The sequence below is a fragment of the Herbaspirillum huttiense genome (assembly GCF_047300815.1).
GTDB classification, from domain to species: domain Bacteria; phylum Pseudomonadota; class Gammaproteobacteria; order Burkholderiales; family Burkholderiaceae_D; genus Herbaspirillum; species Herbaspirillum huttiense_A.
Genome location: NZ_CP178608.1, coordinates 3995398 through 4018124 on the forward strand (window position 1 = coordinate 3995398; position 22727 = coordinate 4018124).

The 22727-nt window shown below is 63.5% G+C and carries 20 protein-coding genes; 13 read left to right on the forward strand and 7 right to left on the reverse strand.

Annotated elements, in window-relative coordinates; translation table 11 throughout:
- The first annotated feature begins 84 nt into the window (after nucleotides 1–84).
- Entirely contained in the window at nucleotides 85–1203 is a 1119-nt protein-coding gene (locus ACLRDN_RS18290) for an NADH:flavin oxidoreductase/NADH oxidase (protein WP_413457444.1), read from the forward strand.
- 87 nt (nucleotides 1204–1290) lie between these two features.
- Here the strand turns inward: ACLRDN_RS18290 and ACLRDN_RS18295 are convergent, their stop codons facing one another.
- Nucleotides 1291–1932, reverse strand: a complete 642-nt coding sequence (locus ACLRDN_RS18295) for a DedA family protein (RefSeq protein WP_413457445.1) — start codon at nucleotides 1930–1932, stop codon at nucleotides 1291–1293.
- A 375-nt stretch (nucleotides 1933–2307) separates the two neighbouring features.
- Here ACLRDN_RS18295 and ACLRDN_RS18300 point away from each other — a divergent pair, with 375 nt between their 5' ends.
- The 4 genes from ACLRDN_RS18300 to ACLRDN_RS18315 all read left to right on the forward strand — a co-directional run bounded on the left by ACLRDN_RS18300 (nucleotide 2308) and on the right by ACLRDN_RS18315 (nucleotide 6331).
- Entirely contained in the window at nucleotides 2308–3093 is a 786-nt protein-coding gene (locus ACLRDN_RS18300; protein ID WP_413457446.1) for an SDR family oxidoreductase, read from the forward strand.
- A gap of 53 nt (nucleotides 3094–3146) precedes the next feature.
- The gene (locus tag ACLRDN_RS18305; RefSeq protein WP_413457447.1) at nucleotides 3147–4079 is read left to right on the forward strand and encodes a 3-keto-5-aminohexanoate cleavage protein; all 933 of its coding nucleotides are present in this window, start codon (nucleotides 3147–3149) and stop codon (nucleotides 4077–4079) included.
- 163 nt (nucleotides 4080–4242) lie between these two features.
- Nucleotides 4243–5214, forward strand: coding sequence for a thymidylate synthase (locus ACLRDN_RS18310; protein ID WP_413457448.1), 972 nt, complete (start codon nucleotides 4243–4245; stop codon nucleotides 5212–5214).
- A 55-nt stretch (nucleotides 5215–5269) separates the two neighbouring features.
- On the forward strand, nucleotides 5270–6331 hold the full coding sequence (locus tag ACLRDN_RS18315) for an NAD(P)H-dependent flavin oxidoreductase (protein WP_413457449.1): 1062 nt from the start codon (nucleotides 5270–5272) through the stop codon (nucleotides 6329–6331).
- A gap of 40 nt (nucleotides 6332–6371) precedes the next feature.
- Here the strand turns inward: ACLRDN_RS18315 and ACLRDN_RS18320 are convergent, their stop codons facing one another.
- The 4 genes from ACLRDN_RS18320 to ACLRDN_RS18335 form a co-directional block, all read right to left on the reverse strand.
- Nucleotides 6372–7850 carry an efflux transporter outer membrane subunit gene (locus tag ACLRDN_RS18320; protein WP_413457450.1) on the reverse strand — a complete coding sequence of 493 codons (1479 nt, stop codon included), beginning with the start codon at nucleotides 7848–7850 and terminating at the stop codon, nucleotides 6372–6374.
- Between the two features lie 45 nt (nucleotides 7851–7895).
- On the reverse strand, nucleotides 7896–9095 hold the full coding sequence (locus ACLRDN_RS18325) for an efflux RND transporter periplasmic adaptor subunit (RefSeq protein WP_413457451.1): 1200 nt from the start codon (nucleotides 9093–9095) through the stop codon (nucleotides 7896–7898).
- 109 nt (nucleotides 9096–9204) lie between these two features.
- Complete coding sequence (gene mdoH, locus ACLRDN_RS18330) at nucleotides 9205–11871, reverse strand: glucans biosynthesis glucosyltransferase MdoH (RefSeq protein WP_413457452.1); 2667 nt, start codon at nucleotides 11869–11871, stop codon at nucleotides 9205–9207.
- Entirely contained in the window at nucleotides 11844–13469 is a 1626-nt protein-coding gene (locus ACLRDN_RS18335; protein WP_413457453.1) for a glucan biosynthesis protein G, read from the reverse strand. Before ACLRDN_RS18335 ends, mdoH begins: the two co-directional genes overlap by 28 nt.
- 345 nt (nucleotides 13470–13814) lie before the next feature.
- Here ACLRDN_RS18335 and ACLRDN_RS18340 point away from each other — a divergent pair, with 345 nt between their 5' ends.
- Nucleotides 13815–14309, forward strand: a complete 495-nt coding sequence (locus tag ACLRDN_RS18340; protein WP_413457454.1) for a dihydrofolate reductase — start codon at nucleotides 13815–13817, stop codon at nucleotides 14307–14309.
- Nucleotides 14310–14518: 209 nt separating this feature from the next.
- Entirely contained in the window at nucleotides 14519–16771 is a 2253-nt protein-coding gene (locus ACLRDN_RS18345; protein WP_034330200.1) for an arginine/lysine/ornithine decarboxylase, read from the forward strand.
- Between the two features lie 80 nt (nucleotides 16772–16851).
- Here the strand turns inward: ACLRDN_RS18345 and ACLRDN_RS18350 are convergent, their stop codons facing one another.
- Nucleotides 16852–17382, reverse strand: a complete 531-nt coding sequence (locus ACLRDN_RS18350; protein WP_069374536.1) for a chromate transporter — start codon at nucleotides 17380–17382, stop codon at nucleotides 16852–16854.
- The gene (locus ACLRDN_RS18355) at nucleotides 17379–18011 is read right to left on the reverse strand and encodes a chromate transporter (RefSeq protein WP_413460414.1); all 633 of its coding nucleotides are present in this window, start codon (nucleotides 18009–18011) and stop codon (nucleotides 17379–17381) included. Before ACLRDN_RS18355 ends, ACLRDN_RS18350 begins: the two co-directional genes overlap by 4 nt.
- Before the next feature lie 100 nt (nucleotides 18012–18111).
- Here ACLRDN_RS18355 and ACLRDN_RS18360 point away from each other — a divergent pair, with 100 nt between their 5' ends.
- From ACLRDN_RS18360 to arsH, 6 genes are all read left to right on the forward strand, one after another.
- Complete coding sequence (locus tag ACLRDN_RS18360; RefSeq protein WP_134137515.1) at nucleotides 18112–19038, forward strand: LysR family transcriptional regulator; 927 nt, start codon at nucleotides 18112–18114, stop codon at nucleotides 19036–19038.
- A gap of 160 nt (nucleotides 19039–19198) precedes the next feature.
- Nucleotides 19199–19534, forward strand: a complete 336-nt coding sequence (locus tag ACLRDN_RS18365) for an ArsR/SmtB family transcription factor (protein WP_413457455.1) — start codon at nucleotides 19199–19201, stop codon at nucleotides 19532–19534.
- Between the two features lie 43 nt (nucleotides 19535–19577).
- Nucleotides 19578–20087: an arsenate reductase ArsC gene (locus ACLRDN_RS18370; RefSeq protein ID WP_413457456.1), complete on the forward strand. Its 510-nt coding sequence runs from the start codon at nucleotides 19578–19580 to the stop codon at nucleotides 20085–20087.
- Nucleotides 20088–20161: 74 nt separating this feature from the next.
- A complete protein-coding gene (locus ACLRDN_RS18375) occupies nucleotides 20162–21445 on the forward strand; it encodes an arsenic transporter (RefSeq protein ID WP_413457457.1) in 1284 nt (427 codons plus the stop codon).
- Nucleotides 21446–21492: 47 nt separating this feature from the next.
- Complete coding sequence (gene arsC / locus ACLRDN_RS18380) at nucleotides 21493–21921, forward strand: arsenate reductase (glutaredoxin) (protein WP_413457458.1); 429 nt, start codon at nucleotides 21493–21495, stop codon at nucleotides 21919–21921.
- Nucleotides 21902–22624, forward strand: coding sequence for an arsenical resistance protein ArsH (gene arsH, locus ACLRDN_RS18385; RefSeq protein WP_413457459.1), 723 nt, complete (start codon nucleotides 21902–21904; stop codon nucleotides 22622–22624). The genes arsC and arsH overlap by 20 nt, the downstream gene beginning before the upstream one ends.
- Nucleotides 22625–22727 lie beyond the last annotated feature (103 nt).

Sequence of the window (22727 nt, forward strand, 5' to 3'; positions counted from 1 at the left end):
GAGTCGCCGACGCGTTTTCCGGAAATCCCCTAGACTGCGCATCTCGGCATCTTCCCGATGCCACGACATGACAGGAGTTCTTGCATGAGCAGTCAATTGTTTTCGCCCCTGACCCTGCGCGGGGTCACCTTGCCCAACCGCATCGCCGTCTCGCCGATGTGCCAGTACTCGGCCGAGGACGGTTTCGTCAACGACTGGCACCTGGTGCACCTGGGCAGCCGCGCTGTGGGCGGTGCCGGCCTGGTCATCATGGAGGCCACGGCAGTGGTCCCGGAAGGCCGCATCACCAGCGCCGACCTGGGCATCTGGAAGGATGAGCACATCGCGCCCCTGCGCCGCATCACCCGTTTCATCGAACAACAGGGCGCGGTGCCGGGCGTGCAGCTGGCGCATGCCGGCCGCAAGGCCAGCGCCCTGCGCCCCTGGGATGGCCCGGCCGGCAGCGTGCCGGTGGCCGAGGGCGGCTGGCTGCCGCAGGCGCCGTCGGCCCTGCCCTTCGACACCACCTATACCGAACCGCACGCCTTGACGGTGGCCGAGATCGCCGCGCTGGTACAGGCCTTTGCCGCGGCCGCGCAGCGCGCCCTGGCGGCCGGCTTCAAGGTGATCGAACTGCACGGTGCGCACGGCTACCTGGGCCACCAGTTCCTCTCGCCGCTGAGCAACCAGCGCACCGACCACTATGGCGGCAGCTTCGAGAACCGCATCCGCTTCCTGCTGGAAACGGTGCAAGCCACCCGCGCCGTCTGGCCGGCCGAGCTGCCGCTGCTGGTGCGCCTGTCGGCCACCGACTGGACCGAAGGCGGCTGGAACGCCGATGACACGGTCGCCCTCTCGGCGCGCCTGCGCGACCTGGGGGTGGACCTGGTGGATGTCTCCACGGGCGGCAACCTGCCCTCAGCGCCCATCCCCGTCGGCCCCGGCTACCAGACCGGCTTTGCAGCCCGTGTGAAAAACGAGACCGGCATCGCCACCGGCACGGTCGGCATGATTACCGAAGCCATCCAGGCCGAGCACGTGCTGCGCACCGGCCAGGCCGACCTGGTACTGCTGGCGCGCGAACTGCTGCGCGATCCCTATTGGCCGCTGCATGCCGCCCAGCAATTGCGCGAAGACGTGGCGTGGCCGCCGCAATACGTGCGGGCCGCCTCCAGCAAGACACCGTTGCGGCCGGATGTGCAATACGGCGGCAAGCAGGACTGAGCCGCTCCCGCCAGCCTCGCAAAAGAAAAATGCCGGTCAGCTCTGCGCTGACCGGCATTTTTTATCGCCTTGACGTCGGTGGAGCAATCAGCCCGGACGGCGCTTGTGACGGAAGTACTCGATGATGCCCGGCAGGATGGACAGGATCACGATGGCCACGATCAACAGGCTCAGGTTCTTCTTGACGATGGGCAGGTTGCCGAAGAAGTAGCCGGCATAGCCGAAGCTGGCCACCCAGGCGATGCCGCCGATGACGTTGTAGAGGAAGAAGCGCTGGTAGGTCATCGCGCCCACGCCCGCCACGAAGGGCGCGAAGGTGCGCACGATGGGGGCGAAGCGGGCAATGATGATGGCCTTGCCGCCATGCTTCTCGAAGAAGGCATGGGTCTTCTCCAGGTATTCCTTCTTGAAGATGCGCGAGTTCGGCTTGTCGAACACCTTGATGCCCAGCATCTTGCCGATCTGGTAGTTGGTGCTGTCGCCCAGGATGGCGGCCACGATCAGGGTCAGCAGCATGAGGTGGATGTCGTAGGCGCCGGTGGCGGCCAGTGCGCCGGTGACGAAGAGCAGCGAATCGCCCGGCAGGATGGGGGTGACCACCAGGCCGGTTTCGCAGAAGATGATCAGGAACAGGATCAGGAACAGCCAGGGTCCATAGGAAACGGCCAGTTCGGCCAGGTGACGGTCGATATGGACGATGAAATCGACCAGGAACAGAAGGATATCCATAAGCCTGTGAGAAAGTGGAAGGTGGCGGAAAGTGGGCATTGTACCAACAGCCCGCCGCACTCCCGCGAAAATTGATGCAGTGCCGCAGGGGCGCCCTCACCGCCTGTTCGTCCCCGGCATTGATGAAAGTTTTTCTCTGCGGCGCAATCTGTTCATCCTGCGCGCGCCCAGCCCTCATCGCCGCAGCGCGCCAGCCCCTTGCCACGGGCTCCGGCGGCGCGGTCGGCTGATTTACCGCTCTGCCACTGGTCAGGATGCTGTCGTTGACGCTCCGGCCGGGCTCTACTACAGTCGTCCGCAACCCACCGCCCCACCACGACAAGACCGGCCTGCGCCGGCATCCGGGCCGGACAACCCCCTCAGGAGACAAGCCGCATGGAACTCAATCTGCAGGACCAGAAAGTGATCGTCACCGCCGGTGCCCAGGGCATCGGCCTCGCAATTACCGAAACATTCATCAAAGCAGGCGCACAAGTGCATGTCTGCGACATCAATGAGGCTTTCCTGGCCGATGCCCGTGCCCGTCTGGCAGGCGCGGCGGTGAGTTTCAGCCGCACTGACGTGGCCAGACCCGAGGAGGTCGATGCCATGTTTGCCGACCTGGCCTCGCGCTGGGATGGACGGCTGGACGTGCTGGTCAACAATGCCGGCATCGCCGGGCCGACCCTGCCGGTGGAAGAGATCGCCCCGGCCGACTGGGACCAGACCATCGCCATCAACCTGACCGGTCCCTTCCTCTGCACCCGGCGCGCGGTGCCGATGCTCAAGCAAAACGGCGGCGGCGCCATCATCAACATCTCTTCGGTGGCCGGCCGGCTCGGCTTTGCACTGCGCACGCCCTATTCGGCCTCCAAGTATGGCGTCATCGGCCTGACCGAGACCTGGGCCATCGAACTGGGGCCGTCCAACATCCGCGTCAATGCCGTCCTGCCTGGCATCGTCGAAGGACCGCGCCAGGAGCGCATCGTGGCGGCCAAGGCGGCGGCCTATGGCATCGAACATGAAGAAATGCGCGCACGGCTGCTCTCCAAGGTCTCGCTGCGGCGCATGGTCAGCGCCCAGGATATCGCCAACCAGATCCTCTTCCTCTGCTCGCCCGCCGGCGCGGCCATCAGCGGCCAGAGCCTGTCGGTGTGCGGCAACGTGGAAACGCTGGCCTGAGCCGGCGCGACTGCCTTTTTCCTTTTTCTTCATCTTCTCCAGGAGCTAGCCCCATGGCCCAGCCTCGCAAAGTCATCATCACCTGCGCCATCACCGGCGCCATTCATACGCCCTCGATGTCGCCCTACCTGCCGGTCACGCCCGAACAGATCCGCGATGAAGCCCTGGCTGCGGCCGACGCCGGCGCAGCCATCGTGCACCTGCATGCGCGCGATCCGCAGAATGGCAAACCGACGCAGGATCCGGAGGAGTTCCGCAAATTCCTGCCGCAGATCAAGGCCGCTTCCAACGTGGTCATCAACCTCACCACGGGCGGCGCGCCCACCATGGGGGTGGAAGAGCGGCTGCAACCGGCCTTGCAGTTGAAGCCGGAAGTGGCCTCCCTGAACATGGGCTCGATGAACTTCGGCCTGTATGAAATGCTGAATCGCTTCAAGGAGTTCAAATACGACTGGGAACAGCCGTACCTGGCAGGCTCAGACGACCGCATCTTCCGCAATACCTTCAAGGACATTGCCTACATCCTTGAATCCTGCAGCGCCAACCAGACCCGCTTCGAGATCGAGTGCTATGACATCGGCCATCTCTACACGGCCGCGCACTTCATCGACCGTGGACTGATCAAGCCGCCCTTCCTGATCCAGTCGGTCTTCGGACTGCGGGGCGGCATCGGCAATGATGTCGAAGACGTCATGCACATGAAGCGCACCGCCGACCGCCTCTTTGGCGATGCCTACTTCTGGTCGGTGCTGGGTGCCGGGCGCGGCCAGATCCCGATTGCCACCATGGCCGCGGCCATGGGCGGGCATACCCGCGTGGGACTGGAAGATTCGCTCTGGGATGGGCCCGGCCAGTTGGCCAAGAGCAATGCCGACCAGGTGCGCCGTATCCGTACGGTGATCGAGGCGCTGTCCTTGCAAGTGGCCACGCCCGATGAAGCGCGCGCAATGCTGCAGCTCAAGGGCGGGCAGAACGTAGGATTCTGAGGCCGGCGCGCCCCCGTAGATGACACCGGAGCGGGTGACCGCCTCCGGTGTTTTGCTTCATATTGCTGCGATGACAAGCTGTTGTGGCGACAGATGTTCGGGCCGTCGATAGGCTACAATCCCCCATCCTTCGGCCTCCCGGCCAGCCTCCCGAAACATTGCAATGAAACAATATCAAGACCTCATCCAGGACGTGCTCGCCAACGGTTCCTGGCAAGACAACCGCACCGGCATCCGCACCCTGAGCATTCCCGGGGCCATGATGCGCTTCGACCTGCAGAAGGGTTTTCCGGCAGTGACCACCAAGCGCCTGGCCTTCAAGTCGGTGGTGGGTGAACTGTGCGGCTTCCTGCGCGCCACCCGCAGCGCGGCCGATTTCCGCGCGCTGGGCTGCAAGGTCTGGGACCAGAACGCCAACGAAAACGCCGACTGGCTGGCCAATCCTTTCCGCACCGGTACCGATGACCTGGGCCCGGTGTATGGCGTGCAGTGGCGCGAATGGCCGGCCTACAAGCTGATCGACGCCGCGCACACCGCACAGATCGACGCGGCCCGTGCCAAGGGCTTTGCCATCGTCTCCTCGCTGCAGGACAACGGTGTGGAAAAAGTCCTGCTCTACAAGGCCGTGGACCAGCTGCGCGAGTGCCTGGACATCATCGTCAAGAATCCCGGCAGCCGCCGCATCCTGTTCCACGGCTGGAACTGCGCGGTGCTGGATGAAATCGCCCTGCCCGCCTGCCATCTGCTGTATCAGTTCCTGCCCAACCAGAGCACCGGCGAGATCTCGCTCTGCCTGTACGTGCGCAGCAACGACATCGGCCTGGGCACGCCCTTCAACCTGGCCGAGGGTGCGGCGCTGCTGCACCTGGTGGCGCGCCTGACCGGCTACAAGCCGCGCTGGTTCAGCTACTTCGTGGGCGATGCGCACATCTACGAAAACCATATCGACATGGTCAAGGAACAGTTGACACGCGAGCCCTACCCGCTGCCGCAACTGGCCATCGCCGAGCGCGTACCGGAATTCGCCAAGACCGGGGAGTACGCCCCGCAATGGCTGGAACTGGTCGAGCCGACCGACTTCTCGCTGGTCAACTACCAGCACCACGCCCCGCTGACCGCGCCCATGGCGGTCTGATCCACCTCGGCAAGCCGGCGCCAGACGAGCGCCGGCTTGCACTTCGGGAGTTCGCATGTCCAACGCGCTGCTGCAACGACTGGGCCTGGCCCATCCCATCATCCAGGCCCCCATGGCGGGCAGTTCCACCGTGACCATGGCCGCTGCGGCCTCCAATGCGGGCGCACTGGGCTCACTGGCACTGGGTGCCTCGTCAGTCGCACAGGCGCGCGAAGCCCTGGCGCAATTGCATGCCCTGACCGACAAAGCCTTCAACGTCAATTTCTTCTGCCACCAGCCGGCCGTGCTGGATGCTGCCCGCGATGCGGCCTGGATCAGCCACCTGCAAGGCCATCTGGATGAATTCGGCGGCAGCATCAGCCTGCCCCTCAAAGAGATCTACCAGAGCTTCATCGTCGATACCGGGATGCAGCAACTGCTGCTGGAACAGCCCCCGGCTGTGGTGAGTTTCCACTTCGGATTGCCGGATGCGGCCGTGATCCAGTCACTGAAAAACGCCGGTGTGTTCCTGATGGCCACCGCCACCAACCTGGACGAAGCGCGCCAGATCGAAGCAGCCGGGCTGGATGCCATCGTGGCGCAGGGCATCGAAGCCGGCGGCCATCGCGGCATCTTCGATGAACACAAGGATGAGGAAATCGGCACCTTCGCCCTGGTGCGTTTGCTGGCCACACAGTGCTGGCTGCCGGTGATCGCGGCCGGCGGCATCATGGATGGCGCCGGCATCGCGGCCGCCCTGCGGCTGGGCGCGCAGGCGGTGCAAATGGGCACGGCCTTCCTGCTCACGCGCGAATCGGGCGCCAACGCCGCTTACAGAAATCTGCTCAAAAGTTCACGTGCCCAACACACCCGCGTGACCGCCGCCATCTCCGGCCGCCGCGCACGGGGCATCGTCAACCGCTTCATGGAAGAAATCGACACATCGGCTGCAGCCCCCATTCCTGCGTACCCCGCCGCCTACGACGCCGGCAAGCAGTTGCACGCCATGGCGACCGCCAAGGAGGTGCATGAGTTCGGCGCGCACTGGGCCGGCCAGGGTGCGGCGCTCATCCGGGATGGCTATACGGTAGGGGAGCTGGTGCACCTGCTGGTGCAGGAGTGGCAGGCGCAGGCCTGAGCCTGCACCCTGCACCCTGCATTCAGGAGATTCAGGAGATTCAGGAGACCGTGTCGGTACTGGTGCCGGTATCGCCCGGCACCTGCTTGTCTTGCCAGCCGCCGCCCAGAGCCTTGTAGAGAGAGACAGTCGCCTGCAGGCGCTGCAGCTTGATCTGGCCCAGCTGGTTCTGGGCTTCCGACAAGGTGCGCTGGGTATCGAGCACTACCAGCAGATCCTCGGCGCCGGCACGATAGCGGATCTCGGCCAGCTCGAAGGCGAAGCGCGCCTGGTCCACCTCATTGACCTTGAGGCGATAGCGCTCTTCCAGGCTGCGGATGGCGCCCAGCGCCTTTTCCACTTCCGACAGCGAGGTAATGACACGCTGGCGGTATACCTGCACCAGTTCCTCCTTCTGTGCCTCAGCTAGCGCCTGCTGGTTGCGCAGGGTGCCGCCGTCGAAGATGGGCGCAATCAGGCTGGTGCCAATATTGGCAAACAGGTTGGGACCATTGAACAGCGACAGCAAGGCATTGCTCTGGGCACCGGTGGAGCCGGTCAGCGAAATGCTCGGGAAGAGCGAAGCCCGCGCCACGGCCACGTTGGCATTGGCGGCCGCAAGATTGGCCTCGGCACGGCGGATATCCGGGCGGCGGGTCAGCAGTTCGGAAGGCAGGCCGGCCGAAATGCGCGGCATCTGGATCCTGGCCAGGCCCTTCTCCTCGACCTTGAAATTCTGCGGCGGACGGCCCAGCAGGATGGCCAGCGCGGTCTGCGCATCCTGCTCCTGCTGCTGCAGGTCGGGGATCAGCTGGCGCTGGTTGGCCAGGGCCGAACGCTGGCGCGCCAGGTCCAGCGGCGAGGCCGAACCGGCGCGGCTTTGCGCCTCCACCAGGCGCAACACGCGCTCGGCATTGTTGACGTTCTGGCGCGCGATTTCCAGCCGGTCGCGCAGCGACAGCACCTGCAGATAGGTGGAGACGATGCCGCTGGTGACCGTCAGGGCCACGGTCTCGCGGTCGTAGCGATTGGCGCGCAGGGTTGCTTCAGCCGCTTCCACGCCCGCGCGGTTCTTGCCCCAGAAATCGATTTCGTAGCTCACCTGCAGGCTGGCATTGGCGCTGTTGGTGGGCGTGCCCCCGGAGATGGGCATCTCGCGGTTGGCGCCGACGTTCAGGCCCACATTGGGCAACAGGGGCGCACCGGCGATGCGGGCCTGTGCCTCGGCCTGCTTGATGCGCGAGAAGGCGGCGGCGATTTCGTAATTGTTGTGCTGGCCTTCCTGCACCAGGGTCGACAATTCGCTGCTGTCGAACTGCTTCCACCAGTCCGTATCCGGCCAGAGCTGCTCGGCGTGCGCCACGTCGGCGGAGGCACCGCCATTCCACTTGTCCGGCACCTGCATTTCTAGGATGGGGTCGGGCTGCGCTTCGCGGGTCACGCAGCCGCCCACGGCCACGGCCAGCGCGACCGCCATCGCCACGCGCGCCAGGCGAAGCGATGGAGAAGATTTCAGCAGCAGTGAACTACGCAGTGTCATGGCCTTGAACGTCGACAGACGGAAACGAAGAAAAACGGTTTGCTACTACTTGGCAGCGGCAGCGGGCGCCGGTGGATTGGCCGGCAGCAGCACCTGCTCGCCTTCCTTGAGACCCGACAGCACCTGGGCACGTTCGCCATCGCGAATGCCGATCTTGATCTTGCGGCTCTCCAGCGTGCCATCAGCCAGCACCACCTTGACGGCCTGGGTGCCATCCATGCCGGGCTTGGTCACCAGCGAGCGCGGAATGGTCGGTACGTGTTCGGCCCGCGCCAGCACGAAATACACGTCGGCACTCATGCCGCTCATCAGTTCGCGGCTGGGATTGGCCACATCGAAGAGCACGGTGTAATACGCCTTCTTGCCCTGGCGGCCGGAGTCGTCGGTCGGCAGCAGCATGATCTGGCGCAGCTTGCCGCTCCAGCGCTTGCCGGGATAACCGGGGGTGGTGAAATACGCGGTCATGCCCTTTTGCAGGCGTGTCACATCCTCTTCCGATACCGGCACCTGCACCGTCATGCGCGAGAGATCGGCGATGCGCATGAGCACTTCCTGGTTGGCGCTGACCATCTGGCCGGGGCGCGCGTTGAGGGTGACGATGGTGCCGCTGACCGGGGCCTCGATGCGGGTCTGCTTCTGCACGGCCTCATCTTCACGAATGGCCGCTTCGGTCTGCTGGATCTGGGCGTTGGTGGCGTCCACGCGGGAGGCCGCCGCATACATGTTCATGCGGCTGGATTCGTAGGATTCTTCGCGGGTGGCGTTCTCGGCCTTCAACTGGGTCTGGCGCTGGAACTGCAGTTGCGCAAAGTCCAGCTGCGCATTCTGCCCGGCCAGCTCGGCCTTCAGGCGCGCCAGCGTGGCGCGGTTGCTTTCGATACGGCTGTTCTGCACGGCCGGCGCGACGGTGGCCAGCAGGCGTCCGGCCTTGACCGCCTCGCCGATCACCACTTCCACGTCCGAGATCTGCCCGGCCACCTTGGAACCCACATCCACATAATCCTGGGCCACCACATTGCCGGTGGCGTTGACCACCTGCTCCAGGTCGGCACGTTCGACGGCCACCGTCTCCAGCTTCACCGGAATCGGCTTGGGCGGCGCCGGTGGCGGCGACTGCCGTGCATAGAGCGCATAGCCGCCGCCCAGCAGCAGCACCAGCGCGACGAGGCTCCACCAGGCTTTCTGCCGGGCAGGCGCATGGGTGGTCGGGACAGTGTGCGGAAGATGGTCGTGCGGCTCGGTCATGTCACTGGCGGCAAGCGTTCATTCAGGTTCAACACAGCGTGATGATCCCTGCAAAAGATGACGGCCGAATGTCTTCGGCCGTCCCCTGTTCCGGTCGTGGCCCGCCCCCTCAGGCGGCCACTGCCGGTGATGCGATGGCGATGGCGGGCGCCGGTAGCTGGCGGGCGGCATGCCAGTCCGGATGGACTTCGGCCGCACCGCTCCAGACCGCCTGGTGCAGTCGCGACAGCAGGCCCGGTTCTTCCAGGATGCTGTTCTTCTGCTTGTCGTTGAGCGCGTCCGGTCCATCCTTGAGCGCGGTGCGCACCAGCTTCTCGCGCAGGTGCTGCGTCAGTTGCGGTACCTGCGGGTGGGCATGCGCGGTCGCGCAGATCAGCGCATTGATGGACGGATCGACCACGGCCTCGACGAAGCCCGGCAGCGGCGGCGTCTCTTCATGATGGCGCACGGTTTCGCGCAGCTCGAACGGTGGCGTGGTCTCTTCGGGGATCTTGAACAGACCCGCACGGCGGAAGCCACGGCCATACGTCACGCGCGAGGACAGCACCGACACCGGCACCGACACGGCCAGCGAACCGGCAATCGGGATGAGCCAATAAATGAAGGACGGATTGAGCCAATACACCAGCGCGCCCCAGGCCACGCCCAGCACCGAATGCCAGCCATGGCGGCGTACCGCCTCGCCCCAGCCGGTTTCATTGTCGGCACGCGGCGGCGACTTCCAGCCGGCGTTCCAGCCGAGGAAGGCCCCCAGCACGAAGCGGGTATGGAACAGCATGCGTACCGGGGCCAGCGCCATCGAGAACAGCAGCTCGATCACCATGCTCACGAACAGCGCCAGCGCACCGCCAAAGCCGCGCGCGCCCTTCACCGCAAACAGCAGCACGGCCAGGATCTTGGGCAGGAACAGGATGGTGGCGGTGGCCGAGACCAGCGCCAGTGCCTTCTCCGGATGCCATTCCGGCCAGATCGGGAAGAGCTGGCGCGGCGCCGTGAAATACTGCGGATCGATCAGCGTATGCGCCGCCAGCAGCACCGTGGAGAGGATCAGGAACAGCCCCCACAGCGGTGCCGACACATAAGCCATCACCCCGGTGACGAACACGGCGCGATGCACCGCGTGCATGCCGCGCGCCAGGAACAGGCGGAAGTTCATCAGGTTGCCCTGGCACCAGCGGCGATCGCGGCTCAATTCATCGAGCAGGTTGGGCGGCATTTCTTCATAGCTGCCATCCAGGTCATAGGCAATCCACACCGACCAGCCGGCACGGCGCATCAGCGAGGCTTCCACGAAGTCGTGCGACATGATCGGACCGGACAGGTTACCCTTGCCCGGCAGCGGCGCCAGCGCGCAATACTTCATGAAGGGCTGCAGGCGGATGATGGCGTTGTGGCCCCAGAAGTGCGACTCGCCCAGTTGCCAGTAGTGCAGGCCGGCCGTGAACAGCGGGCCATACACGCGGGTCGAGAATTGCTGGATGCGCGCATACAGCGTATCGCGCCCGGCTGCGCGCGGAGCGGTCTGGATGATGCCGGCGCCCGGATGGGCTTCCATCAGGCGGGTCAGCTTGGTGAGGCATTCGCCGGTCATGACGCTGTCGGCGTCCAGCACCACCATGTAGCGGTAGTCGGCGCCCCAGCGGCGGCAGAAGTCATCCAGGTTGCCGCTCTTGCGCTTGACGCGGCGACGGCGGTGACGATAGAAGATGCGTCCGAAGCCGCCGGTCTCACGGCACAGGCGGTCCCATGCGGCAACTTCGGCGGCGCAGATGTCGGCTTCGCCGCTGTCGCTGAGAATGAAGAAGTCGAAGTGCTGAATCTGCCCGGTGCGCTCCAGCGACTCGTAAGTCGCGCGCAGGCCGGCATAGACGCGTGCCACATCTTCATTGCAGATCGGCATGACGATGGCCGTGCGGGCCTCCGGTGCGATCTCGGTGTTGCCGGCCTTCTCGTGCGAGATGAGGTACTTGTCGTCACCGCGCATGAGGAGCAGGAAGCCGGTCATGGCCGTCCAGAACCCGGCCGAGACCCACAGGAACAGCAGCCCGAAGAGGAACAGCACCACCATCTCCAGCGGCTTGGTGCCGTGATACGGCAGCACGTCGCTCATGAAATAGGTGGCCATCGAGGTCTGCAGCGCCATCAGCACCAAGAGCGTAATACGGCGGATGTTGCCCGTATGCTGCCAGTGGCCCTTGGGATCGGGGGCCTCGGACTGGTCCAGGTGATCTTCGATGTAGCGCGGTTCGTCATCCACCGGCGGTTCGGCTTCGGCCACCTTGGCGCGGCCCTTGCGGGCGCGGCGCCAGCGGCTGGGACGGCGTTCCAGGCGGCGGTTTTCTTCTTCCACCCAGCGCGAGAACGGATTGAGCTCGCCCCACGGGCGCGGCACCATCGATTTGCGATGCATGGGCGGGCCGACCGGAATGCGCGGCTGGCCGCGTTCTTCACCGATGGGCGGAACGGGCGCACCCTGCACCACCTGTGCCGCTTGCACGGCAGGGACGGCAGCCGGTTGCGCGGCGGGATACATGAGACGCAGGCGGGCATCGACCGAGGCTTGCGCTGCGGCCGGCACCAGGCTGGCATCGCGCCCGGAGGCCTCAGCCAGCACGCGGTGCAGGTCGGCTACCGGATCGCCGGAGCCGATTGCACCCGCGCGCGCGGCCAGGTCCTGGCGTTGCTCAGGCGACAGCGGCAGACGCGCGAGGTAATCCTCCAGCGTCTGCGAGGCTGCCGAAGTCTGCCTTAGTTGGGGGGTAATATGTAGCTCCACGTTTCAGACAAGGTTGTGCCGCCGTTGCCATTGCGCAGGAAACCGCGCAGCTCGACGGGCTTGTTTTCTTCCAGGCGGCGCAGCTTGACTTCCACGCGCCAGCCGCCGGTCATTTCATTCTTGCGGGTGGTGACGCTGGCCAGCTTGCCATTGGCATCGGCCTCGACCACGCCTTCCACGCGCGCATTGGCGGGCAGCTTCTTGAGGGCGCCGCCATCGAAATCGATTGCCAGCTGCTGCACCTCATCAGGCTTGCCGTCCTGCTTGGGGCGATAGCCGTGGCCGAACAGGGTCTGCGTGACGAAGGCCAGCGGCGGACGCTTCTCGTTGTCCTTCTGCCAGGACAGGCGGTATTCCACGTTCAGCGGCTGACCCGGCTTGGGCAGCGTGTTGGGAATCCAGTAGGCCACGATGTTGTCGTTGGTCTCGTCGGGCGTGGGGATCTGCACCAGCTCCACGCGGCCCGAACCCCACTTGCCCTTGGGCTCGACCCAGGCGCTGGGGCGCGACTGGTAGTTGTAGTCCAGGTCTTCGTAGTGCGAGAAATTGCGGTCGCGCTGCATCAGGCCGAAGCCCTGCGGGTTATCAAAGGAGAACGAAGTCACCAACAGGCGCTTGGGGTTCACCAGCGGACGCCACAGCCATTCGCCGGTGCCCGACTGCATCGACAGGCCATCCGAGTCATGCACTTCCGGACGGAAGTCGTCGGCCGGACCTGGCTGGTTCTCGCCGAAGAGGAACATGCTGGTCAGCGGAGCGATGCCCAGCTTGGTGACATTGCTGCGCAGGTAGAGCTGGGCCTTGACGTCCATGGCGGTATCCACGCCGGGTTTGAGGACGAAGCGATAGGCACCGGTGGCGCGCGGGGAATCCAGCAGCGCATAGATCACCAGTTCCTTGGCCTCGCCCGAAGGACGTTCCAGCCAGAATTCGGTGAAGCGCGGGAATTCCTCGCCCGAATAGAGTGCGGTATCGATGGCCAGCCCGCGCGCGGAGAGGCCATAGCTCTGTCCTTTACCCATGGCGCGGAAGTAGCTGGCACCGTGGAAGGTCAGTACGTCATCCTTGACCTTGGCCGAATTGAGTGGGAAGCGGATGCGGAAACCGGCAAAGCCGATGTTGCGCAGGGTGCGCGGATCGACGCTGCGGTTGGCGCTGTAATCGAACAGCGCCGGATTGAAATGGATCTCGCGCACGGCGTCGCCGACCACTTCATTGATCTTGACCGGCTCGGTATAGCTTGCGCCCAGATGGATGAAGGACAGTTCGAAAGGCAGCTTCTGGGCACGCCAGTACGACTTGTCATCGCGGAAGTAGAGTTGGCTGGCCTGCTCGTAGCTCAGGTCCTTGAGCGACTTGGGCAGGTCATCGGCGGGCTTCTTGTACGACTTGCCGGCCAACGCCTTGGCGCGGGCGGCCACCGTATTGAAATCAAAGGCCAGGGCAGCTTGCGGCAAGGCCAGCGCCAGCAGACCCGCCAGGGTCGCCGGAGCGGCAAGGCGACGCCACCAGGTCGATCGTGCGGCACTGCGCCGGGAAACGAGTCCCTCGCGCGGCCAGGAGGTGGTGTGAAGCAGCATTATTGTTTTGTCTGACATGCAATTTTCTGGTTGATTGCCCCGGCAGACACTGGAAGCAGCGCCGCACCGGAAAGCAGGCGCTAGTTTACCCAAATGTGGCGGGGATTGTTCGCTAGTTCATAGGAAGATGGCATGCTTGCAGAGGGAATCGCCCTGACGGGCAGTATTTCCTGAACGAAACTTCATTCCCTTGCAAACCCGGCCCCGGCGCGCGCATGCGGCCAGCCGGTTCAGGTATAAGGGCAGGCGGCGGTGCATAAAGTTCCGTGCCGCAGCATGGCTGCTGTAACATTATGCTTCTGTCGCCCTTGCATCCGGCCGTGCGCCGGGCTGCAGGCCTTCCGTCCGAACCCAGATTCCCGCATGACCACCGCTTCCGGCTCCCTCACCATCGTCGTCGCTACCGACCTCAACAACGGCATCGGCATCCGCAACACCCTGCCCTGGCACCTGCCGGAAGACCTGGCCCATTTCAAACGCACCACCTCGGGGCATGCCATCCTGATGGGGCGCAAGACCTTCGAATCGATCGGCCGGCCGCTGCCCAACCGCCGCAACATCGTCATCACCCGCAATGCCGAATGGCAACACGCGGGCGTGGAGACGGCGGCCTCGCTGCAGGACGCCGCCGCGCTGGCGCAGGGTGCGCCGGCCTTCATCATCGGCGGCGCGCAGATCTACGCGGAAGCCCTGCCGCTGGTGGATCGCCTCATCATCACCCGCATCGACCAGGCGTTTGATTGCGACGCCTTCTTCCCGGCCCTGGACCCGCTGCTGTGGCAGGAGACCGCACGAGAGAACCACCGGTCCGAAACTTCCGGATTGGACTACGCTTTTGTGACATACGAAAGACGTTGAACCACGCTGGCGCGAGGCTGTTGTTTTTTCCCTTTTTTGCTTAAACTGCGCACCTCTTTAGCGCAGTTGGCGCGCACGTTGCGCGCATATCTGCGACAATCCCGCTTTCATTTTTCCGGCGCGCAAGCACTGCCAGCCCAGGCGCTTTTCTTTTCACCCCCTGCGCGCGCGCCTGCCCGGCGCCACGCGCGCAAAGCCTGGAGAAATCCATGAAATTCCGATTCCCCATCGTCATCATCGACGAAGACTTCCGCTCCGAAAACACCTCGGGCCTGGGCATCCGCGCCCTGGCCGACGCCATCGAAGCCGAAGGCATGGAAGTGCTGGGCGTGACCAGCTACGGCGACCTGGCCCAGTTCGCCCAGCAGCAGTCGCGCGCCTCGGCCTTCATCCTCTCCATCGACGATGAAGAAATGGGTGCCGGTTCCGACGAAGAGACCGACCACGCCCTGAAGGCCCTGCGTGCGTTTGTCAGCGAAATCCGTCACAAGAACGCCGACATCCCCATCTACCTCTACGGTGAAACCCGCACCTCGCGCCACATTCCCAACGATGTGCTGCGCGAACTGCACGGTTTCATTCACATGTTCGAAGATACGCCGGAGTTCGTGGCCCGCCACATCATCCGCGAAGCCAAGTCCTACCTGGATGGCCTGGCTCCCCCGTTCTTCCGCGCCCTGGTCGATTACGCCCAGGATGGTTCCTATTCCTGGCACTGCCCCGGCCACTCCGGCGGCGTGGCGTTCCTGAAGTCGCCCGTGGGCCAGATGTTCCACCAGTTCTTCGGCGAACGCATGCTGCGCGCCGACGTCTGCAATGCCGTGGAAGAGCTGGGCCAGCTGCTGGACCACACCGGCCCGGTGGCCAACTCGGAACGCAATGCAGCGCGCATCTTCAATGCCGACCACTGCTACTTCGTCACCAACGGTACCTCGACCTCCAACAAGATGGTCTGGCACTCGACCGTGGCACCGGGCGACATCGTCGTGGTGGACCGCAACTGCCACAAGTCCATCCTGCACTCCATCATCATGACCGGCGCGATTCCCGTGTTCCTGATGCCGACCCGCAACCACCTGGGCATCATCGGACCGATCCCGCTGGAAGAGTTCACCCTGGAAAGCATCCAGCGCAAGATCGAAGCCAACCCCTTCGCCCGCGAAGCCAAGAACAAGAAGCCGCGCATCCTGACCATCACCCAGTCGACCTACGACGGCGTGGTCTACAACGTCGAGACCCTGAAGGACATGCTCGACGGCGAGATCGAAACCCTGCACTTCGACGAAGCCTGGCTGCCGCACGCGACCTTCCACGACTTCTACAAGGACATGCACGCCATCGGCAAGGACCGTCCGCGCGCCAAGAAGTCGCTGATCTTCTCGACCCAGTCGACCCACAAGCTGCTGGCCGGCCTGTCGCAGGCCTCGCAGATCCTGGTGCGTGAGTCCGAAACGGTGAAGCTCGATGAAGACGCCTTCAACGAAGCCTTCCTGATGCACACCTCGACCTCGCCGCAATACTCCATCATCGCCTCCTGCGACGTCGCAGCCGCCATGATGGAAGCGCCGGGCGGCACGGCCCTGGTGGAAGAGAGCATCCTGGAGGCGCTGGACTTCCGCCGCGCCATGAAGAAGATTGACCAGGAATTCGGCGATGAGTGGTGGTTCCAGGTCTGGGGCCCCAACAGCTTCGCCGCCGACGGCATCGGCGAGCGAGAGGACTGGGTCATCAAGGCCGAGGACGACTGGCACGGTTTCGGCAACCTGGCACCGGGCTTCAACATGCTGGACCCGATCAAGGCCACCATCGTCACCCCGGGCCTGGCCCTGAACGGCCAGTTCGGCGAGAGCGGCATCCCGGCCTCCATCGTGACCAAGTACCTGGCCGAGCACGGCGTGATCGTGGAGAAGTGCGGCCTGTATTCCTTCTTCATCATGTTCACCATCGGCATCACCAAGGGCCGCTGGAACACCCTGGTGACGGCGCTGCAGCAGTTCAAGGACGACTACGACAAGAACCAGCCGATCTGGCGCATCCTGCCCGAGTTCGCCCAGCGCAACCCGCGCTACGAGCGCCTGGGCCTGCGCGACCTGTGCCAGCAGATCCACGAGACCTACCGCGCCTACGACGTGGCCCGCCTGACCACCGAGATGTACCTCTCGGACATGCAGCCGGCCATGAAGCCTTCGGACGCCTTCTCCAAGATGGCACACCGCGAGATCGAGCGCGTCCCCCTGGACGAACTCGAAGGCCGCGTCACCTCGATCCTGCTGACTCCCTATCCGCCGGGCATCCCCCTGCTGATCCCGGGCGAGATCTTCAACAAGACCATCGTCGATTACCTGAAGTTTGCGCGGGATTTCAACGAGAAATTCCCGGGCTTCGAAACCGACGTGCATGGCCTGGTCAAGCGTGAAGTCAACGGCCGCCGCGATTACTTCGTGGATTGCGTCAAGCAGTAAGCCTCAGCGCTGCATGTAAAAAAACAGCCGATGCCTGCGAGGGCATCGGCTGTTTTGTTTTGGCTCCGGCAGAAGCGCCGTCAGAAAGTACCGAGATAGAAGAACCCCGCCAACGCCCCGCCAAACAACAACCACAGCGGATGGATCTTGGTCTTGAGCGCGATGATGGCAGTGGCCGCCGTGATCGCCGCCAGGAAGCCGTGGGTGATCGACGCCTGCGTGATCAACAGCGCCGACGCCGCGACCAGCCCGCCCGTAACCGGCAGCAGCCCGGCCTGTACGTGCCGCCGCCAGGGCTTGTCCTTGAATCTCTCCCAGACGTGCAACATGATGATGGTGATGATGGAGGAAGGCCCGAACTTGGCCAGGCTGGTCACCAGCATCCCCCAGAAGCCGGCCACATGCCAGCCCACCAGCGTGACCACCATCAGGTTGGGACCGGGTGCCGCCTGCCCCAGGGCAAAGAGCGCACTGAAATCCTCGGCGCTCATCCAGTGATGTACTTCCACTACCTGGCGCTGCATCTCCGGCAGGATGGTATTGCCGCCACCGAAGGCCAGCACCGACAACTGCGTGAAGATGATGGCCAATGCGATCAGGGTCTGGCTCATTGCGCGCCCTCCTTCTTGCCCTCACGCTGCGCCGGCGCAGCCTGCGTCTTGGCGGCGAAGCGATCACCGTAACGCGCGGTGAGGACCACGCTGATGGGCGTCATCACCAGCATCACCCACAGCAGCGGAATGCGCAGGAAGGCGATGGCGATGAAACAGATCACCGCCACGGCCGCCAGCACCAGGTTCTTGCGCAGCGGCAGCGCGATCTTGACGGCCATCTGGATCAGCAGGCCCGCCGCCGCCGCTGCCAGTCCGGCGAACAGATGCTTGACGTTGGGATCATGCTGGAAATGCTGGTAGATCATCCCCAGCAGGATCACCACCATGGAAGGCACCGCGATCAAGCCGGTGATGCCCGCCACGGCGCCCTTCCAGCCCCGGAACTTCATGCCCAGCGCCACCGACAGGTTGATGATGTTGCCCCCGGGCAGGAACTGGCACAGCCCCAGCAACTCGACGAATTCAGGATCGGTCAGCCATTTTCGGCGTTCGACGATCATGCGGTGTGCCAGCGGCAGCGCGCCGCCAAAGGCGGTCATGCCCAGGCCGAGAAAGCCCAGGAACAATTCTCTGGTGGTGGGGACGGGCCGTTCAGCGGCCAGGAGGTCAGGAGTGCTCATCATCATCTCGTGCAAGCGCGGCGTGATTGCCGCATGCATGAAAGGCTACGCTTGAGGAGGGTTTTTGTCTAATATATGTCAGACACCCTATCCATATTCTACCGATATGTCACCTTCCATCGACCTGCGCCTGTTGCGCTACTTCATCGCCGTGGCTGAAGAGGGCCACCTGACCAAGGCGGCCGAGCGCATCGGCATCCAGCAGCCGCCGCTGTCGCAGCAGATCCGCCTGCTGGAGCGCGAACTGGGCGTGACGCTGTTCAACCGCCTGCCGCGCGGCATGGAGCTCACCGACAGCGGCACCGCCCTGTTCAACGATGCCCGCGCCCTGCTGGCGCAACTTGATACGACGGTAGCCAGCGTGCGCCGCATTGCCCAGGGCAAGATGGGTCGCATCGCCGTGGGCTTTACCGAATCGGCCTCGCTGCATCCCTTCGTGCATTCGGTCATTCGCGCCTTCCGCGCCGATGCGCCGGACGTGGCGATGACAGTAGAAGAAAGCAATACGAATGAACTGATCGAAGCACTGCGCGCCAAGCGGCTGGACCTGGCCTTCGTGCGTTCTCCCGTGGGAGATTCCGGCGGCCTGACCATCGAGACCATGCTGGTGGAAGACATGGTGGCCGCGTTGCCGATCGACCATCCGCTGGCCGAGCAAGGCAAGCGCAAGAGCATCGCCCTGCACGCGCTGGCCGAGGAGTCCTTCATCATGACGCGCCGGCCCAACGGCCCCGGCCTGTACGACACCATCATCGCGGCCTGCCATGCGGCGGGCTTCTCGCCACAGGTGATCCAGGAGGCACGCAAGAATCTCTCCACGCTCTCGCTGGTGGCGGCAGGCGTGGGGGTGGCCGTCATCCCGGCGTCGATGACGCGGGTCAATGCGGAGGGGGTGGTGTATCTGAAGCTGACCGGTGCAGCCGAGCTGAAAGCACCGCTGCACCTGGCTTACCGCACCGGCAGCATCAGCAGCGCGGCACGGCTGATGCGTGAGGAGGCGCTGAAACTGAGTGCGGGACGCAAGCGGCGCTGATATCGGCTGCATATGGCAAGTTGCAGATCCATACAAAGCAGGCTTGCAGCCGATGAGAATGTGGTTTTCAACTTGAAGATAGGCGGCGATATGGAAACGGACTCTTGCATCAATCCAATATTTCAACAATAATTGAAATATTGGATTGAAGGAGAGCGATATGGAAACCAAGACCGTCATCACCGCACTAGCCGCATTAGCCCAAGAATCACGCCTGGCCATCTTCCGACACCTGGTTCAGCTTGGGCCCGAAGGCTGCGCCGCCAGCAAGATCGGAGAGACCCTGGACATCGCACCGTCGTCCGTATCGTTCCATATGAAAGAACTGTTCCACGCTGGCTTGGTGAGCTCCCGCCAGGAGGGGCGTTTCGTCATCTACGCGGCCAACTACGGCGCAATGAATGAAGTATTGGGTTTCCTGACGGATAACTGCTGCGGCGGCAATCCGTGCTCCCCTGTGAGCGCCTGCTACCAACCATCCACCACCACCAATTAACTACCGCCTGGAACGCACAGGCTTTCACGCCAAGGAGTTCATCATGTCCGCTAGCCAACAAAAGTTCTATAACGTCCTGTTCCTATGCACTGGTAATTCGGCGCGCAGCATCATGGCCGAAGCACTGCTCAACACCATGGGAAAAGGCCGCTTTCATGCCTACAGCGCCGGAAGTCATCCGGCCGGTACCGTCAATCCGCTGGCACTGGAACAGATCCATGCCACCGGCTATCCGCTTAACGACCTGCGCAGCAAGAGCTGGGATGAATTTGCCACGCCGGAGGCCCCCAAGATGGACTTCATCATCACAGTCTGCGACAACGCTGCTGGTGAAGTCTGCCCTGTGTGGCCAGGTCAGCCGATTTCGGCACACTGGGGATTTGAAGATCCTGCCGCCTTTGTCGGCACCGAAGAGCAGAAGCGCGCCATCTTCTCCAAGGTCGCCCGGCAAATCACGACCCGAGTGAATCTCTTTGCCAGCCTGCCATTCCACACGCTCGAAAAGACCGCGATCAAGCGCGAGATGGACGCGATCGGAACCTCTGCTGTTTAAGCTGCTTAATCTGTTCGGCAGGAGTCAGTGGGCTCTTGCCGAGCCCCCCCTCATTTCTTGACCAAGGCTAGAAAGTGCTGACTGCTCTCCTCATCTTCCTGCTCACCCTGATGTTTGTCATCTGGCAGCCCAAGGGACTGGGCATCGGCTGGAGCGCCTGTGCCGGCGCGGCCGTGGCGCTGGCGGCCGGCGTCATCCATCTTTCGGATATCCCGGTGGTCTGGCATATCGTCTGGAACGCTACCGGTACCTTCATCGCCATCATCATCATCAGCTTGTTGCTGGACAAGGCCGGCTTTTTTGAGTGGGCCGCCTTGCATGTGGCGCGCTGGGGAGGCGGACGCGGGCGTCTGCTGTTCGTGCTGCTGGTCCTGTTGGGCGCGGCGGTATCGGCCCTGTTCGCCAACGATGGCGCTGCACTGATCCTCACACCCATCGTCATCGCCATGCTGCTGGCGCTTCGCTTTTCGCCGCAGGCAACGCTGGCCTTCGTGATGGCGGCCGGCTTCATCGCCGACACGGCAAGCCTGCCGCTGGTGGTCTCGAACCTGGTCAATATCGTCTCGGCGGACTTCTTCAAGATCGGATTCGCGCAATATGCCTCGATCATGATCCCGGTGGACATGGTCTCGATCGTAGCGACGCTTATCGTCCTGTTCATCTACTTCCGTCGCGATATCCCCCAACACTATGACCTCACGCAGCTGCAAGAACCCGCCGCAGCCATCCAGGATCGAGCGACCTTCGTCGCCGGCTGGTGGGTGCTTGCGCTGCTGCTGGTGGGATTTTTCTGGCTGGAAGATATGGGCGTACCGATCAGCGCCGTGGCGGCAGCCGGCGCAGTGATTCTCCTGGCGGTCGCAGGCAAGGGCCAAGTCATTTCCACGCGTGAAGTCATCAAGGGCGCGCCCTGGCAGGTCGTGTTCTTCTCGCTGGGGATGTACCTGGTAGTGTATGGACTGCGCAACGCGGGGCTGACCGACCACCTCACGGGCGTGCTGAATGGACTTGCCGAACATGGCGTCTGGGGCGCTGCACTCGGCACCGGTATCCTGACGGCCTTGCTGTCCTCCATCATGAATAACATGCCTACGGTGCTGGTCGGCGCATTATCGATCGAGGCCACCACCGCGCAGGGCGTGCTGAAGGAGGCAATGATCTACGCCAACGTCATTGGCAGCGACCTTGGCCCCAAGATCACCCCCATCGGCAGCCTGGCCACCTTGCTGTGGCTGCACGTACTGGAGAAGAAGAACATTCATATTTCCTGGGGCTATTATTTCAGGGTCGGCGCCTTGCTGACGCTGCCGGTCCTGCTGATCACCCTGTCCGCTCTGGCCATCCGGCTGGGGGGATGAGCAGGATGGCCCTGCCCGCTCTGTCAACTTCAACACAGGTATTCATCATGACCACGATCTACCATAACCCCGCATGTGGCACCTCCCGCAACACCCTGGCCATGATCCGCAACAGCGGTCAAGAGCCGACCATCATCCAGTACCTGCAACACCCGCCCAGCCGCGAGCAACTGGTCAGGATGATTCAGGATGCCGGTCTGACGGTGCGCGACGCCATCCGTCAAAAAGGGACACCCTACGCCGAGTTGGGCCTGGATGACCTCGCTCTGAGCGACGACCAGTTGCTCGATGCCATGCTGGCCCACCCCATTCTGATCAACAGGCCATTTGTGGTGACGTCCAAGGGAACCCGGCTGTGTCGTCCCTCCGAACTGGTGCTGGACATCCTGGAACACCCTCAGCAAGGTGCTTTCACCAAGGAAGACGGCGAAGTAGTGGTCAATGCGGAGGGCCATCGTGTCACCTCCGCCAAGTGATCTTCCCAACGTCGATCCCGGTCAGTTCAAGGTCTCATCCATCGCCGATTTCGCGAAGATCGGTACAGCGTCGCACCGCCCGCGCTTTCTCTTGCTGTACGGCTCCGTTCGTGAGCGCTCCTACAGCCGGCTGCTGACCATGGAAGCAGCCCGCTTGCTGGAGGCCCTGGGTGGCGAGGTCAAGATCTTTGATCCGCGCGGCTTGCCGCTGCCCGACAGCGAACCAGAGACACATCCGAAAGTGCTTGAACTGCGGGAGCTGGCCAACTGGTCTGAGGGGATGGTGTGGTGCTCGCCTGAACGCCATGGTGCCATGACCGGGATCATGAAGGCGCAGATCGACTGGATTCCACTCTCCCACGGCGCCATTCGCCCCTCGCAGGGCAAGACGCTGGCCCTCATGGAGGTATCGGGTGGCTCGCAGTCCTTCAACGCCGTCAACCAAATGCGGATACTCGGTCGCTGGATGCGGATGCTGACCATTCCGAACCAGTCTTCGGTGGCCAAGGCTTATCAGGAGTTTGACGAAGCCGGGAGGATGAAATCGTCGGCATACTACGAGCGCGTGGTGGACGTGATGGAGGAACTGTTCAAATTCACGCTGTTGACGCGCGACATCTCGCCCTTCCTGACGGATCGATATAGCGAGCGAAGAGAATCTGCCGAAGAACTATCCAGGCGCGTCAACCAGCGCGCCATCTGATCCTACAGACATGCTGCGAGGCGCTTGATCGGCCTGCGCAGCCCACCAGTTATCGGACAACAAAATCCTATAAATGATTTATATCATTTATAGGATTCAACCC